The sequence below is a fragment of the Micromonospora sp. NPDC047134 genome (assembly GCF_040643455.1).
Taxonomy (GTDB): Bacteria; Actinomycetota; Actinomycetes; order Mycobacteriales; family Micromonosporaceae; genus Micromonospora.
The window spans coordinates 88,392-102,893 of record NZ_JBEYUI010000004.1; the positions used below are offsets into that span (position 1 = coordinate 88,392).

General features: G+C 70.6%; 12 protein-coding genes. 3 read left to right on the forward strand and 9 right to left on the reverse strand.

Annotation, left to right across the window (positions count from 1 at the left end):
- Positions 1 to 151: 151 nt before the first annotated feature.
- Positions 152 to 3,007: an aconitate hydratase gene (locus tag ABZ795_RS07700; protein WP_357529740.1), complete on the forward strand. Its 2,856-nt coding sequence runs from the start codon at positions 152 to 154 to the stop codon at positions 3,005 to 3,007.
- 85 nt (positions 3,008 to 3,092) lie between these two features.
- Here the strand turns inward: ABZ795_RS07700 and ABZ795_RS07705 are convergent, their stop codons facing one another.
- From ABZ795_RS07705 to ABZ795_RS07735, 7 genes are all read right to left on the reverse strand, one after another.
- Positions 3,093 to 3,695 carry an ATP/GTP-binding protein gene (locus ABZ795_RS07705; RefSeq protein WP_327025018.1) on the reverse strand — a complete coding sequence of 201 codons (603 nt, stop codon included), beginning with the start codon at positions 3,693 to 3,695 and terminating at the stop codon, positions 3,093 to 3,095.
- Positions 3,676 to 4,062 (reverse strand): DUF742 domain-containing protein, encoded by a 387-nt coding sequence (locus ABZ795_RS07710; RefSeq protein ID WP_327025017.1) that lies wholly within the window; start codon positions 4,060 to 4,062, stop codon positions 3,676 to 3,678. The genes ABZ795_RS07705 and ABZ795_RS07710 overlap by 20 nt, the downstream gene beginning before the upstream one ends.
- 5 nt (positions 4,063 to 4,067) lie before the next feature.
- Positions 4,068 to 4,490, reverse strand: a complete 423-nt coding sequence (locus ABZ795_RS07715) for a roadblock/LC7 domain-containing protein (RefSeq protein WP_013734909.1) — start codon at positions 4,488 to 4,490, stop codon at positions 4,068 to 4,070.
- An 89-nt stretch (positions 4,491 to 4,579) separates the two neighbouring features.
- Positions 4,580 to 7,159, reverse strand: a complete 2,580-nt coding sequence (locus ABZ795_RS07720) for a nitrate- and nitrite sensing domain-containing protein (protein ID WP_357529741.1) — start codon at positions 7,157 to 7,159, stop codon at positions 4,580 to 4,582.
- Between the two features lie 95 nt (positions 7,160 to 7,254).
- Entirely contained in the window at positions 7,255 to 8,886 is a 1,632-nt protein-coding gene (locus tag ABZ795_RS07725; protein ID WP_357529742.1) for a prenyltransferase/squalene oxidase repeat-containing protein, read from the reverse strand.
- Positions 8,883 to 9,740 carry a terpene synthase family protein gene (locus ABZ795_RS07730; RefSeq protein ID WP_357529867.1) on the reverse strand — a complete coding sequence of 286 codons (858 nt, stop codon included), beginning with the start codon at positions 9,738 to 9,740 and terminating at the stop codon, positions 8,883 to 8,885. Before ABZ795_RS07730 ends, ABZ795_RS07725 begins: the two co-directional genes overlap by 4 nt.
- A 41-nt stretch (positions 9,741 to 9,781) precedes the next feature.
- On the reverse strand, positions 9,782 to 11,113 hold the full coding sequence (locus tag ABZ795_RS07735) for a cytochrome P450 (RefSeq protein ID WP_357529868.1): 1,332 nt from the start codon (positions 11,111 to 11,113) through the stop codon (positions 9,782 to 9,784).
- Positions 11,114 to 11,619: 506 nt separating this feature from the next.
- Here ABZ795_RS07735 and ABZ795_RS07740 point away from each other — a divergent pair.
- Entirely contained in the window at positions 11,620 to 11,868 is a 249-nt protein-coding gene (locus ABZ795_RS07740) for a DUF2630 family protein (RefSeq protein ID WP_327025013.1), read from the forward strand.
- Positions 11,869 to 11,947: 79 nt separating this feature from the next.
- Here ABZ795_RS07740 and ABZ795_RS07745 read toward each other — a convergent pair whose 3' ends face one another.
- Both ABZ795_RS07745 and ABZ795_RS07750 read right to left on the reverse strand, forming a co-directional pair.
- Complete coding sequence (locus ABZ795_RS07745; protein ID WP_357529743.1) at positions 11,948 to 12,886, reverse strand: RIO1 family regulatory kinase/ATPase; 939 nt, start codon at positions 12,884 to 12,886, stop codon at positions 11,948 to 11,950.
- Between the two features lie 167 nt (positions 12,887 to 13,053).
- A complete protein-coding gene (locus ABZ795_RS07750; protein WP_327025011.1) occupies positions 13,054 to 13,698 on the reverse strand; it encodes an HAD-IA family hydrolase in 645 nt (214 codons plus the stop codon).
- 147 nt (positions 13,699 to 13,845) lie between these two features.
- On the opposite strand from ABZ795_RS07750, the gene ABZ795_RS07755 reads away from it, so the two are divergent.
- Positions 13,846 to 14,418, forward strand: coding sequence for a TetR/AcrR family transcriptional regulator (locus ABZ795_RS07755; protein ID WP_327025010.1), 573 nt, complete (start codon positions 13,846 to 13,848; stop codon positions 14,416 to 14,418).
- The last annotated feature ends 84 nt before the right edge of the window (positions 14,419 to 14,502 follow it).

The window sequence follows — 14,502 nt, forward strand, 5'->3', positions numbered from 1 at the left end:
GAGGGGGTCCATACGGTGGCACTGGGTTGCGTGCATAGCAAGACGGACGTACGGTTTTGATGACAGGGAGAATCGGCGGTAAGTGTCCCCTAACCACGGCGGCGCCCCGACCGGTGCGACAGACTGCTCAGGACTACTCACGGTCGCTGGTGTGAAGGAGTACGACGTGGCGAGCCTCGACACCTTCGGTGCGAAGACCCAGCTACGCGTCGGAGACGCGAGCTACGAGATTTTCAAGATCAGTCAGGTGGAGGGGCACGAACGGCTCCCCTACAGCCTGAAGATCCTGCTGGAGAACCTGCTGCGGACCGAGGACGGCGCGAACATCACCGCCGAGCACATCCGCCAGCTCGGCTCCTGGGACCCGAACGCGGACCCGAACGTCGAGATCCAGTTCACCCCGGCCCGGGTGCTGATGCAGGACTTCACCGGCGTACCGTGCGTGGTCGACCTGGCCACCATGCGTGAGGCCGTCCGCGACCTGGGCGGCGACCCCACCAAGGTGAACCCCCTGGCCCCCGCCGAGCTGGTCATCGACCACTCCGTCATCGCCGACCTGTTCGGCCGTGAGGACGCCTTCGAGCGCAATGTCGAGCTGGAGTACGCCCGCAACAAGGAGCGCTACCAGTTCCTGCGCTGGGGCCAGACCGCCTTCAACGAGTTCAAGGTGGTCCCGCCCGGCACCGGCATCGTGCACCAGGTCAACATCGAGTACCTGGCCCGTACGATCATGGAGCGGGGCGGTCAGGCCTACCCGGACACCGTGGTCGGCACGGACTCGCACACCACGATGGTCAACGGCCTGGGGGTGCTGGGCTGGGGCGTCGGCGGCATCGAGGCCGAGGCCGCCATGCTGGGCCAGCCGGTCAGCATGCTGATCCCCCGGGTGGTCGGCTTCAAGCTCTCCGGTGAGATGCCGGCCGGCACCACCGCCACCGACCTGGTGCTCACCATCACCGAGATGCTGCGCAAGCACGGGGTGGTCGGCAAGTTCGTCGAGTTCTACGGGCCGGGCGTGAGCGCGGTGCCGCTGGCCAACCGGGCCACCATCGGCAACATGTCCCCGGAGTACGGCTCCACGGTCGCGATCTTCCCGATCGACGCCGAGACCGTCCGCTACCTGGAGCTGACCGGCCGCGATCCGCAGCAGGTCGCCCTGGTCGAGGCGTACGCCAAGGAGCAGGGCCTCTGGCACGACCCGGCGGCCGAGCCGGAGTACTCCGAGCGCCTGGAGCTCGACCTCAGCACCATCGAGCCTTCCCTCGCCGGGCCGAAGCGCCCCCAGGACCGGGTGCCGCTGGGCAGCGCCAAGACCCTGTTCCGCGCGGCGCTCACCGACTACGTGGCCGCCGACGAGACCGGCGGCGAGCCGGGCCGCAAGCCCGGCGTGCCCCCGCAGGAGAAGGCCTTCGGCGCCGCCGGCCCGGCCGACGAGGCCAGCGCCGAGTCCTTCCCGGCCAGCGACTCCCCCGCCAACGACGTCAACGACCCGGCCGACGCCCCGCGTGACCTGGTCACCGCCGCGGTCGGCTCGGGTGGGCGGGCCAGCAACCCGATCCAGGTCACCGGCACCGACGGCAACACCTACGAGCTGGACCACGGCGCGGTGGTGATCGCGGCCATCACCTCCTGCACCAACACCTCCAACCCGCAGGTCATGATCGGCGCGGCGCTGCTGGCCCGCAACGCGGTGGACAAGGGCCTGAACCGCAAGCCGTGGGTGAAGACCACCCTGGCGCCGGGCTCCAAGGTGGTCATGGACTACTACGAGCGGGCCGGTCTCACCCCGTACCTGGAGAAGCTCGGCTTCCACCTGGTCGGCTACGGCTGCACCACCTGCATCGGCAACTCCGGCCCGCTGCCGGAGGAGATCTCCGCCGCGGTTAACGAGGCCGACCTGGCGGTCGTCTCGGTGCTCTCCGGCAACCGGAACTTCGAGGGCCGGATCAACCCGGACGTCAAGATGAACTACCTGGCCTCCCCGCCGCTGGTGGTGGCGTACGCGCTGGCCGGCACGATGGACATCGACCTGGCCAACGAGCCGATCGGTGAGGACAGCGAGGGCAACCCGGTCTTCCTGCGCGACATCTGGCCGAGCACCGCCGAGATCCAGGAGGTCATCGCCTCGGCGATCGGCGCTACCGGGTTCAGCGCCGCTTACGCCGACGTCTTCGCCGGTGACGAGCGCTGGCAGTCGCTGCCCACCCCGACCGGTGACACCTTCGCCTGGGACGGTGACTCCACCTACGTGCGCAAGCCCCCGTACTTCGAGGGCATGGCCCCGCAGCCGACCCCGGTGACCGACATCGCCGGTGCCCGGGTGCTGGCCAAGCTGGGCGACTCGGTGACCACCGACCACATCTCCCCGGCCGGCTCGATCAAGGCCGACTCCCCGGCCGGCGAGTACCTCGCCGCGCACGGGGTGCCGCGCCACGAGTTCAACTCGTACGGCTCGCGGCGGGGTAACCACGAGGTGATGATCCGGGGCACCTTCGCCAACATCCGGCTGCGCAACCAGCTGGTGCCCGGGGTCGAGGGCGGCTTCACGGTCAACCACCTGACTGGCGAGCAGACCTCCATCTACGACGCCTCGATGGCCTACCAGACCGCCGAGGTGCCGCTGGTCATCCTGGCCGGCAAGGAGTACGGTTCCGGCTCCTCGCGGGACTGGGCGGCCAAGGGCACCATGCTGCTCGGGGTCAAGGCGGTCATCGCCGAATCGTACGAGCGGATCCACCGCTCCAACCTGATCGGCATGGGGGTGCTGCCGTTGCAGTTCCCGGCCGGCGAGAACGCCGACTCGCTGGGGCTGACCGGCACGGAGACCTTCACCATCACCGGGGTGACCGACCTCAACGAGGGCTCGACCCCCCGTACGGTCAAGGTCACCACCGACAGCGGGGTGGAGTTCGACGCCGTGGTGCGGATCGACACCCCCGGTGAGGCGGACTACTACCGCCACGGCGGCATCCTGCAGTACGTGCTGCGTCGGATGATCGCCAGCTGACGGTCGGACACGTAGAGGGGCTCCTTCCCGTGCGGGGAAGGAGCCCCTCGATCGTTTCCGCCCAGCGGCTAGGGTCGGCGCGGTCTCAGCCGCCGGCGCGCCGGGCCTCGCGGAGCTTCATCGCGTGCTCGACCAGGGTGATCAGCACCTCCTTGGCCGACTCCCGTTGCCGGGCGTCGCAGAGCAGCACCGGCACCTCCGGGTCGAGGTTCAGTGCGGCCTGCACCTCGTCCAGCCGGTACTGCCGGGCCCCCTCGAAGCAGTTGACCGCCACCAGGAAGGGAGTGCCCCGCCCCTCGAAGTAGTCGATGGAGGGGAAGCAGTCCGCCAGCCGTCGGGTGTCGGCCAGCACGACCGCGCCGATCGCACCCAGCGCCAACTCGTCCCAGACGAACCAGAACCGGTCCTGGCCGGGGGTACCGAACAGGTACAGCACCAGGTCGTCGCTGATGGTGATGCGACCGAAGTCCATCGCCACGGTCGTCGTGCGCTTGGTCTCGACCCCGGACAGGTCGTCGATGCCCACCCCGGATTCGGTGAGCACCTCCTCGGTCCGCAACGGGCGTGTCTCACTGACCGCGCCGACCAGCGTGGTCTTGCCCACCCCGAATCCGCCCGCGACCAGAATCTTGATCGCCGTGGGCAATGCGACCGCGCCCGACGGCCGCTCAGAGTGCCCGTAGTCCATTGATAACCGCCTCGAAGATGCTGTTGTCGGGTATGCCGACGGTGCTGTGTGGCTCCCGGATCTGAACCAGGCTGCGCGCTACCAGGTCGCCGAGCAGGACCCGCACGGTGCCGACCGGCAGGTCAAGATGCGCCGCGATCTCGGCGACCGACTGCATCCGCTGACACAAACCGACGATCGCCAGGTGCTCCGGGCCCAACCCGACCTCCGGTGAGACGTCCGTCCGGGTCGCCATCACCAGCGAGATCAGATCGAACGTGCCGGTGACCGGGCGGGCCCGGCCGCCGGTCACCGCGTACGGGCGGACCACCGGACCGGCATGGTCGTCCACCCACTGGTGGTCGGCGGACTCTCCCTGCACCGTCATGTGGGTTACTTCTCCCCGTTGGTCTGTTCGGCTGATCGTGTCGGCGACGCGACGAACTTGCCTACCCGGGTGACCAGCATGGCCATCTCGTACGCGATCAGCCCCACGTCCGCGTCCTCACTGGCCAGGACCGCCAGGCAGGCGTTGCGACCGGCGGCTGTGACGAACAGGAACGAAGACTGCATCTCGATGATCGTCTGCTGCACCTGACCACCGCCGAACCGCTTCCCCGCGCCCCGGGCCAGGCTCTGGATTCCCGCCGCCATCGCCGCCAGGTGCTCGCCGTCGTCGCGGCTGAGCCCCTGCGACGAGGCCATCAGCAGACCGTCGGCGGACAGTGCGACCGCGTGCTCGGCCTGCTTGACCCGACCGACCAGATCGTCCAGCAACCACGTCAGGTCGGCACTCGAAGCCGTCTTCTGCGCCACTTCGTCGTCCTCTTCTCCCCCGGCTCATCGCCGTGCTCATCTGGTCCTGACCGTCGGTCGGGCGGATCGCCGCACGACCGGCACCCCGGTCAGGACTCCTGTTGGTCGGCGTCGTCAGACTCGTCCGTGTCGCCTGACCGACCGCCACCACCCAGCAGCCGGGCGGCGTCGGTACGGCCGCGCTGGGTGCCGGTCTGGTACGAACTCATCATTCGCCGAACCTGTTCCGGTTCGCGGATCACGTCCTCGTCCTCCTCCGCGGCCTCAGACTCGGCGCGCAACGCCGGCGTGATGCTGGCCTGCCGGATGCGGACCGGCAGGCCCGATTCGGTGCGGGTCGACTCGGCCGGGGCCGTCTCGCCCGGCTCGGCGGTCGCCGGCACGCTGCCGGCCGGGGAACTCGCCGGGGCGGGTGCGGCGGCGGGCCGGGTGTCCAGCGGACGACGCGGCAGCCCGGATCCGCCCGCGGGCGGGCTGGCGACCGGCACACTGATCGGAATGGTCGGACCGTCCAGGGCGGAGTGCCCGGGTCGACGTCGTGACCGGGTCGGCAGCCCACCTTCGGGGTCGGTTTGGACCTCCACCGGGGTGTCGGCAGCGACTCCGCCCGGCTGCCCCTGCTCGGCCTCGGTGTCGGCCACCGGTTCGCGGGTGGGGCGGGGGGCGGGCGGCAGCGCCGGGGCGGCCAGGGCCACCGGTGCGCCCGACCGCTGGGCGGTGATCGCCGGCACCGGCTCGCCGCCGCGCACCGCGCCATCGGTGCCCGGCCCGGCGACGCTCTGCGGCTCGCTGCCGTCGACGATGATCAGGTTGCTCGGGATCAGCACCACCGCGGTCGTGCCGCCGTACGCGGACTCCTTGAGCCGGACCCGCACCCCGTGCCGGTCGGTCAGCCGACTCACCACGTAGAGGCCCAGCCGGGAGGCGTCGGCGAGGTTCAGCTCGGACCGGTCCACGATCCGGTGGTTGGCCGCGGCCAGGTCCTCCTCGGTCATGCCCAGACCGCGGTCCTCGATCTCGATGGCGAACCCGTTGGCGACGAGTTGACCGCGGACCTCGACGTTGGTGTGCGGCGGGGAGAAGGACAGCCCGTTCTCGATCAGCTCGGCGAGCAGGTGGATGACGTCACCGACCGCCCGTCCGGCCAGGGACACCCCGCCGACCGGCAGCACGGTGACCCGGGTGTAGTCCTCGACCTCACCGACCGCACCGCGGATCACGTCGACCATCGGCACGCTGCGTCGCCAGGCCCGGCCCGGGGTCGAGCCGGAGAGCACGATCAGGTTCTCCGCGTTACGCCGCATCCGGGTGGCGAGGTGGTCGACCCGGAACAGGTCCTCCAACTCCTCCGCGTCGTGCTCGCGCCGCTCCATCGCGTCCAGCAGGGTCAGCTGGCGGTGCACCAGGGCCTGGGTACGCCGGGCCAGGCTGAGGAAGACCTCCCGGACCGCCCGGCGCAGCTCGGCCTGTTCGACCGCCGTACGGATGGCGGTCTCCTGCACGACGTTGAAGGCCTTACCCACCTGGCCGATCTCGTCGTCACCGAACTGTAGGGGTGGGGCCTCCTTGGCCACGTCCACCTGGTCACCACGACCCAGCCGCTCGACCACGCTGGGCAGCCGCTCGTTGGCCAGTTGGAAGGCCGCGTCGCGCAGCCGTTGCAGCTGCTGCACCAGGGCTCGCGCGGTGGTGATCGAGACGACCACGGAGGCGATGACGGCCAGCAGGCCGAGACCGGCGGCGAGCACCAGCCGGACGACCACGCCGATCGCGACCGGGGTGGCCCGCTTGACGATCTCGTCACCACCGGCCAGCACCACGTCGCCGATCTCGACCAGGGCGGCCGAGGAGATCTCGTTCCACTCCTGGCTGTCGAACGGCAGGCGCGACGTTCCGGAGGCGAGCATGATCTGGTTTTCCAGATTGGCCAGCCGGGTGAAATTGACGCCGGCAATCATCTGCTCGTAACGGCGCTGATCTGCCGCGGGCAGCTGGGTGACCGCCTGCTCGGCGAGGAACTGCCGGGCACCCACCACGCGGGTGAACTCCGCCCGCTCGTTCTGGGTGATTCGGCCGGCGGCCAGAATTCCGGCCAGCAGGGCGTCCTCCTGGGACACCAGTTCCCTGGCCCGGTTGAGCCGGATCAGCTGTGCGGTGTTCTCGGCCACCTCGTCGTCATCCAGGTTGCCGAGTTCGTCGTAGACGCCGTAGATCGATTCGATCACTTCGGTGAACGCCGTCATGGCCTCACCCCGGCCGATGTTGCGCTGGTCGACCGCATCACGGGTTTCCGACAGCGCGGCCAATCCCCGGTTCAGGGCGGTGATGCGCTCCTCCAGATCCTTGCTGCCGAGCAGACGCACCTGCCAGTTGTCGGTCGACTCGACGAAATCGGCCGCCGCCTCGTCGGTGCGCTGCCGCAGTTGCGCCAGTTCGGTGCGCCCGCCTTCGTCCGGCCGTCCCAGGTAGACCACGGAGGTACGGCGTTCCAACTGCAGTTGCATCAGCAGCGGTTCGGTGGGGTCGAACACCCGGGCGTCGAGCGCCTGCACACCGACGAGGTTGACTCCCTCTCGGACGGTGACCCAGGCGGTGAAGCCCCAGAGTGCCACCAGCGAGGCCAATAGAGCCACGACCTTGGTACGCAGATTCGAACTGCGGGAACCCATTACACCGTCCCTGGCACTGAGCTAATTGATCGGTCGGTCAGCAGTGCGTCACGCACATCGACCCCGGCGCACGCTAACAGCGTCACCGCGCCAACTCAAGCGGTCGTGATCATGCCTGACCCGGTCCCCGCTTCCCGTGTGGCCGGCAAAGCCTGGTTGAATGTCGGCACCGCCGCATGAGCCAGTTTCCGCGCTGCGATCACCGCCGACCGGACAATGAGAATGGGCGCGTACAGGTCTTTGTCGTGCCACAATGGAGGATGGTCGAGCCGATTGACATGCAACTGCGCGAATGCCCGGCGCACGGCCGCGGTCATCTCCGGTCGGATCGGCCGGCCCCCGGCCAACAGGATCTGCACCGCGTAGGCGGTCTCCTCGGTGGTCGTGGACCAACGCCCCCAACCCCCGTCCTCGCGTTGGGTGGCCAGGATCCGGTCCACGGCACGATCGATCGCCGGGTGGGCCACCTCCGGCGGCGCGTACGCGGCCAGCGCCGACACCGCGCAGTAGGTGGCGTAGTAGGGCGAGGCGTGCCATCGGTCCACCCAGAGCCCGTCCGGCTGCTGCACCTCCCGCAGCCACCCGGCCAGTGACCTGACCCTGGCGGCGTACCGGTCGGCGCCGTCGGTGGTGTAGCGGGCGTGCCAGCCCAGCGTCTCCAGCACATGGGCGTTGGTGGTGATCGACTGCCCGTCCTCCCCCTGCCAGGTGCAGAAATGACTGCCCAGGTCGTAGCGGAGCAGGCTGGCCGGGTCCACCGGGTGACCCAGCCGGGCCAGGGCGTACAGGGTGGTCGAGGTGGTGTCGGCGTCCGCGGGCAGCCCCGGTCCGGTGGCCGCCCCCTCCGGCCCCAGGGCGGCGACCAGCTCCGCCACCAGCCGCGCGCCCGGGCGCACCGGCACCCCCGCCCGGGCCAGGTTCGCCAGGGCCCAGGAACGCTCGAAGACCGTGATCGGCGCACAACACGGCACCGGGCCATTGTGCCGGGCCACCACCGCGTCGAGGTACGCGCGGGCGGCCCGGTCCTCGGCACCTCGGTGGCTCAGCCACACCGCGGTCGCCGCGGGCGAGGCTCCGACCGCACCCTCGATCGGGGCGACCTCGGTGCGGGCGGCGGCGGCCGGTCCGAGCACCTCGTAGGCGTGCCACAGCTTGCTGGGCACCGGTCGGCCGCCGGCCAGCAGGGCGTCGACCGCCTCCACCCGACGCCGGTCGACCCGGGGCAACGCGGCGGGTGCCCCGGTCAGGGCCGGGTCGCCCGCCAAGGCGAGCAGGTCCGTGTCGATCCGCGCCACCAGGGTAGGCACGATCAGGTCGGCGGCCGGGGTGTCCGGCAGGGCGGTACCCTCGCCCAGATACCGGGCCAGCGCGACCAGCCCCCGGGTGGCCGCGGCGGCGACCGCGGCCCGGTCCGGTCCGGCCGGGTCGGGCGGATCGCACCGAACCAGGCTGGCGAGCAGGGCCTGCACCGCGCTAGCCGTCGGGACCAGGGCGTACCCGCCGGCCGGACCCCAGCCGCCGTCCTCCCCCTGCTCGGCCAGCAGGTACGCCAGCCGCTGCGGATGCCCGGCCACCCACGGGGTGTCGGCCACCAGCCGCCCGGTCTCGTAGACCGAGGTGCTGACCTGCCCGTGGGGCTGTGCTTCCAACTGCGCCAGCAGCGCACCGACCTCCTCGGCCAGGGTCGGCTGCGCCACCGCGACGACGGTGAGGGGCGGTGCTGTCACGGCACCCCCCAGAAGTCGGTGGACCGGTAGAAGCCGCTGCTGAAGCCGATCTGTCGGGCCAGGTAGTCGGCCTGCACCGGGCAGTTCTCCCGCAGCGCCGCCAGCAGGTCGCGGGCCTGCGCCACCAGCTCGGCGATGCGCTGCTCGACCTCGGCCCGGGGCACCAGCAGCAGGGCGTTGAGGTCGCCCCAGCGCAGGTCCCGCTCGTAGCTGCCGAGGTCGTTGACCAGCCGCAGGATCCGCTGCACGCAGTCGCTGGCCGTGAGCATCGCGTCCAGGTGGGTCAGGGTGGCCGGGTCGGCCGTGTGGATCCAGTGCACGACATTGACCACCGTGCAGGCCAGGTTGTCGGCGTTGTCGAGGTACTCCTCGAAGCCGGGCAGCTGGTCGGGGATCTGCTTCCAGGTCCACTCCCGCGCCATGGCGGTGAGCACCTTGTCGGTCTCCTGGCGCCAGTGGTGGCCGTACTCGGCGAAGGCCGGCACGGTGGCCAGCTCGTCACGCAGCTCGGCCAGGAACGCACCGAGGGAGTCCCCGGATTCCGGGGCGGCACCGTCGGCCACCGCCAGACAACGGGCGGCCAGTCGGTCGATCTCGTCGCGCGAACCCGCCTCGTGGTCCACCTGCCAGTCCAGGGCGAACCCCCACAGCACCGCCCGGTTGGTCAGTCGAAGCTGAGCCACCTCGCACCAGGGCGCGCCGAAGGCGATGGCCATGGCCACGTTGCCGAACAGGGTCGCGTCGAACGGCTTGGCGGGAAACAGATCCGGGTAGCCGGCGGCGACCTCGGCCAGGTCCCGCTGGCCCTTGGCGGCCAGGGCGCAGATGCGTCCCTGTTCCGCGGCCACACTCATCTGGTCGCCGCCGGTGTCCGGCGGCGACTGGGTCACCAGACTCACGCCGCTACACCCGCCACGGGCCGCAGGGTGACCTCCACCCGGTCCCGGGGACGCAGCGCGGCGGCCACCTTGATCCCGGGTACGGCCGGGCGGCTCAACCGGAACCGGTACCGGCTGAGCAGGGTGGCGACGATCAGGGTCGCCTCCAGGTAGAACAGGTGCATCCCGATGCACTGGTGCGGACCCCCGCCGAACGGGAAGTGCGCGTACTTGGGCCGGCCGCGGACCAGTTCCGGCCGGAACCGGTCCGGATCGAAGACCTCGGGCCGGTCCCAGAACTGCGACATCCGCTGGGTGATCAACGGGCTGACCACCAGGGTGGAGCCGGCCGGGATGCGCACCCCGCCCAGGGTGTCCTCCTGCACCGCCATCCGGGGGAAGAGCCAGCCGATCGGATAGAGCCGGAGCAGTTCGTCGAGCACCTGCCGGGTGTAGCGCAGCTCGCGCAGGTGCTGCCCGCGTACCGGCTGGTCGCCGACCACCCGGTCGAGTTCCTCGTAGAGCCGGTCGGAGATCTCCGGGTCCTGTTCGAGGTGGGGCCAGAGCCAGGTGAGCACGCTGATGGTGGTCTCCGTGGTGGTGGCCACCATCGCCACGGTGTCGTTGCGCACCTGGCGTTCGTCCAACCGGCCGCCGTCCTCGGTGCGTCCCCGCCAGAGGGTGGAGATGATGTCGTCGGAGTCGGCCTCGGCGGTTTTTCGGGCGGCCCGGATGGTCGGCATCAGCAGGTCGTCGATGAGTTGCACGGAGCGGCGGAAGGTCCGGTCACCGGGCATCGGCGCGGCCAACGGCGCCCAGGGCACCAGGATCCGCGGCATCACCGACCAGGCGATGGCGTCCTGGGCCTCCATGATCTGCATGGCGTCCGACACCGAGATCTTGTCCGCGAAGAAGACCCGCATGATCGCCGAGCAGACCACCTGGGCCTGCACCTTGCCCATGTCCACCGACTGGCCGGAGCGGGCCGGTTCGGCCAGCTCGTCGATCGACTCCTCGATCGCCACGGCCAGGCGGTCGACCAGCCCGTCGATGCGCCGGGCGGTGAACAACGGCTGGAGAATCTGTCGACTGTTGGTCCAGTGTTCACCGTCGCTGAGAATGCCCTCGCCGAACAGCCGCTTGAGTGGCCGCCACTGGAGCCCGTCCCCTGCCCGCACATAGTTGTCGGCCCGCTCCCGCAGCACCCGCTGGAGGTGTTCGGGGTGGGTGACGAGGAACGGTCGGAAGGAGCCGAGGTTCAGCCGCACGACCTCGCCGCCGGACCGTTCGCCGCACTCCACCAGGGCGCGGGCCGGATCGCGCAACAGGCCCGGCAGGACGTGTCGCAGCGGTACCGACTCTGCGCGTCGGCTTTGGACATTTGTCGCGTGGTTGTTTCCCACTCGCACAGACTCCCCGGGGTGTGGGTTTACTCTTTGGAATGCCACGATTGCGAAGAGCATGACATCGCAGTGGTATCCCTCACTAGTCGCGTGTCGAGAAATCTTCATGGTCGACATTCCCGCTGTCCAGAACGGATTTCGCCTGGCCCGACGGCCTTCCGCCGCCGCGTTCCGGCATCCCCGCCCACCCAAGGACCACCCCGTCCACCTGGCCGCAGCGCGTTTGCCCAGCTCAGATGGGGTCATCGACGAGACGACGGCACTGCCGGTATCCGTCAGCACACGGGCCGTCGATCGACGGATCAGATCGGATAGGGTGATCTACGTCATGTCCGGCATGGCACGGTCGGGATCCCCGCGCCTCGGGGTGCGGGCCGGTCCGGCCGGCGATCGAGCCACGCCGCCCGGGTGAATTCAGGCGGTGGGCCGTATCGCTGTGCCAGGCTCAGGGGATGGACGACAAGACCATCCTGGGCCGGATCTCCGAGCTGGTCGACGAGGAGCACCGGTTGCGCGCGGACGCGCAGGCCACCGAGGCGGGCACGGACGACACCACCCGGACCCGGCTGCGCGAGCTGGAGGAGTCCCTCGACCAGTGCTGGGATCTGCTACGCCGCCGCCGGGCCGCCCGGCAGGCGCACGGCGATCCGGAGGCGCAGAGCCCCCGACCGACCGAGGAGGTCGAACGGTACCTCCAGTAGCGGCGCACCGGCTCCGGGTGGCTTCCGTCCCACCACCCGGAGCCGGGGTTTCAGCGCAGGGGTCAGCGCGGCCGGGGGTTCAGCGCAGGCCCGCCTCGCGGGCCAGCGCCTCGGTGAGCACGACCGGGTCGGCCAGGCCCGCCGGCAGCCCCCGGGCCACGAACCAGGTGGCGACCACCCGGACGTCCCGGGCCAGGAAGTCGCGTCCCTGCGGGTTCGCCACCACATCCACCACCTGCGGCAGGTCGATCAGCACCAGCCGGTCGGCGTGCACCAGCAGGTTGTACGGCGACAGGTCGCCGTGGGCGTACCCGGCCCGGGCCAGCACCGTCAGGGCCTCGACCAGTTGCTCCCACAGCCCGCGTAGCTCGGCCGCGGCCGGCCGCAGTTCGGCCAGCCGGGGAGCGGCCCGGCCGGTGTCCGGGTCGCCGAGGAACTCCAGCATCAGCTCGGTCCCCCGCAACTGCACCGGATACGGCACCGCGATCGTCGCGTACCGCTGGTCGATCTCCCAGAGCCGGGCCAGCGCGGCGAACTCCGCCGCCGCCCACTGCCCGGCGATCATCTGCCGACCGAAGGCCGTCCGGCCGGTCATCGCCCGCATCTCCCGGGACCGGCGGACCCGGCGTCCCTCCAGGTATCCGGCGTCCCGGTGGAACAGCCGGTGCCGGGGATCGCGGTACCGCTTGGCCGCCAGCAGGCAGGAGCGGTCGGTGCCCGGTACCGCCCGGCGGACCAGGTGGACGTCCGCCTCCTTACCGGTCTTGAGCACCCCCAACTCGGTGTCCTTCGCGGCCAGATCGGTGACCAGCCAGGCCGGATGGGGTTGCGGGCCGTGCAGGGCGTCGTCCCAGGAGGACCAGACGGCACCGGTCTCCGGATCGGGTTCGTCGGCCGGTTCGGCCGGTACGGAGACGCCGGCCTGCCCGCGCTTCAGGAAGTACGGTTCGTCATCGTCGTCGAAGCGGCGCTTGCCGCGGGGGTGGCGCTCCCGCGCCGAGAAGTCGTGATCGCGCACTGCGCTGATATCCCTTGGTCGAGGTGACTGGAGGCAGGAAGTGACCTGCGAAGACGGCCATGACCGACCCCCTCTCCTCGACCGGGCGCACGCCCGGATGCACGATGCGCAGACGATGTTCGCGGTGCCCTGAGCCCGCGTCAACCGTATTTCGCACCGACCGCCCGTCACGCCCCCATGACGGCGGCGACCGCGGCGATCACGGTGTCCACCGTGACGGTCGGGGCGAAGCGGGTGTCGCTCCAGCGTCGTCCCCGGTGCAGCCAGATGCTGGGCAGACCGACGGCGGTCGCGCCACCGATGTCCGCCTCGGGGCCGTCACCGATCACCCAGGCACCGCGCAGCGGCATCCGGACCCGCTGGGCGGCCAGCGCGAAGATCCGGGGATTGGGCTTGCTGACCCCGGCCTCCTCCGAGATCACCCAGTCGGCGACGTACCGGTCCAGTCCGGTCCGCCGGATCTTGGCGTCCTGCTGGCGTACCGCTCCGTTGCTGACCACCACCGGCATCCAGCCGGCGCCGTCGGCGATGCGCAACGCGCAGGCGACCAGGGGATCGAGTCGGGTGAACTCGACGACCCCGTCGTGCAACTCCTCGACCAGGTCGATGGAGGGAATGCGCAGTCGGTAACGGTCCCGGATGGCGTCCGCGACATCCCACCGGTCGGTGAGGCCGTCGGCATCGATCGACAGCAGCCATTCGATGTCCCCCGGCGGGGCCCCGATGCCGTCGAGGAAACGCTCTGCCCAGATGCGGAACGGCCCGGCCCGATCGAGCAGGGTGTTGTCCAGGTCCAGCAGGAGCAGTGGCACTCGGGAACCCTACGGTAATCGGGTAGCCGACCGACAGGTCGCAATGTTACGGACTCGGGTCAGGACCGGGCGCCTTGCCGCCTCGACCAGGAAACCAAGCCGTACGTACGGTTTGCCTTCCCCCTGGTGGGCTGACACGATCGGACTGTGCCCAGAGTAAGTCAGGATCAGCTCGACGCCCGCCGGCAGGAGATTCTCGCCGCCGCACGGCCCTGCTTCGCCCGGCACGGCTACGAGGGCGCCACCGTCCGCCGGCTGGAGGAGGCGACCGGGCTGTCCCGGGGGGCCATCTTCCACCACTTCCGGGACAAGGACTCGCTGTTCCTCGCCGTGGCCGAGGACGACGCGGCGGCGATGGTGGCCACGGTCGCCCGGCACGGCCTGGTGCAGGTGATGCGGGACCTGCTGGCCCGGGCGGTCTCCCCGGACACCACCGGCTGGCTGGGCAGCCAACTGGAGGTCTCCCGCCGCCTGCGTACCGACCCGGCCTTCGCCAAGCGCTGGGCGCAACGGTCCGAGGCCATCGCCGAGGCCACCCGGGACCGTCTGGCACGCCAACGCGACGCCGGGGTGCTGCGCGACGACATTCCGATCGAGGTGCTGGCCCGCTTCCTCGAACTCGCCTACGACGGGCTGGTGCTGCACCTGGCCATGGGGCGACCGGCCGGTGACCTGGGCCCGGTGCTCGACATGGTCGAGGAGGCGGTACGCCGCCGGTAACGACGGGGTAACTGCGCATCGGCACCCATCGACCACTGGCACCGCCGCCGCACAATGAAGCGCGTTCCCCCTCGCCCGACAGGA

Excerpts from the sequence above, each read along its gene's own strand:
- ABZ795_RS07705 (WP_327025018.1), bottom strand. The coding sequence starts at position 3,695 with ATGGACTACGGGCACTCTGAGCGGCCGTCGGGCGCGGTCGCATTGCCC.
- ABZ795_RS07730 (WP_357529867.1), bottom strand. The coding sequence starts at position 9,740 with ATGAGTGTGGCCGCGGAACAGGGACGCATCTGCGCCCTGGCCGCCAAG.
- ABZ795_RS07720 (WP_357529741.1), bottom strand. The coding sequence starts at position 7,159 with ATGGGTTCCCGCAGTTCGAATCTGCGTACCAAGGTCGTGGCTCTATTG.
- ABZ795_RS07740 (WP_327025013.1), top strand. The coding sequence starts at position 11,620 with ATGGACGACAAGACCATCCTGGGCCGGATCTCCGAGCTGGTCGACGAG.
- ABZ795_RS07710 (WP_327025017.1), bottom strand. The coding sequence starts at position 4,062 with ATGACGGTGCAGGGAGAGTCCGCCGACCACCAGTGGGTGGACGACCAT.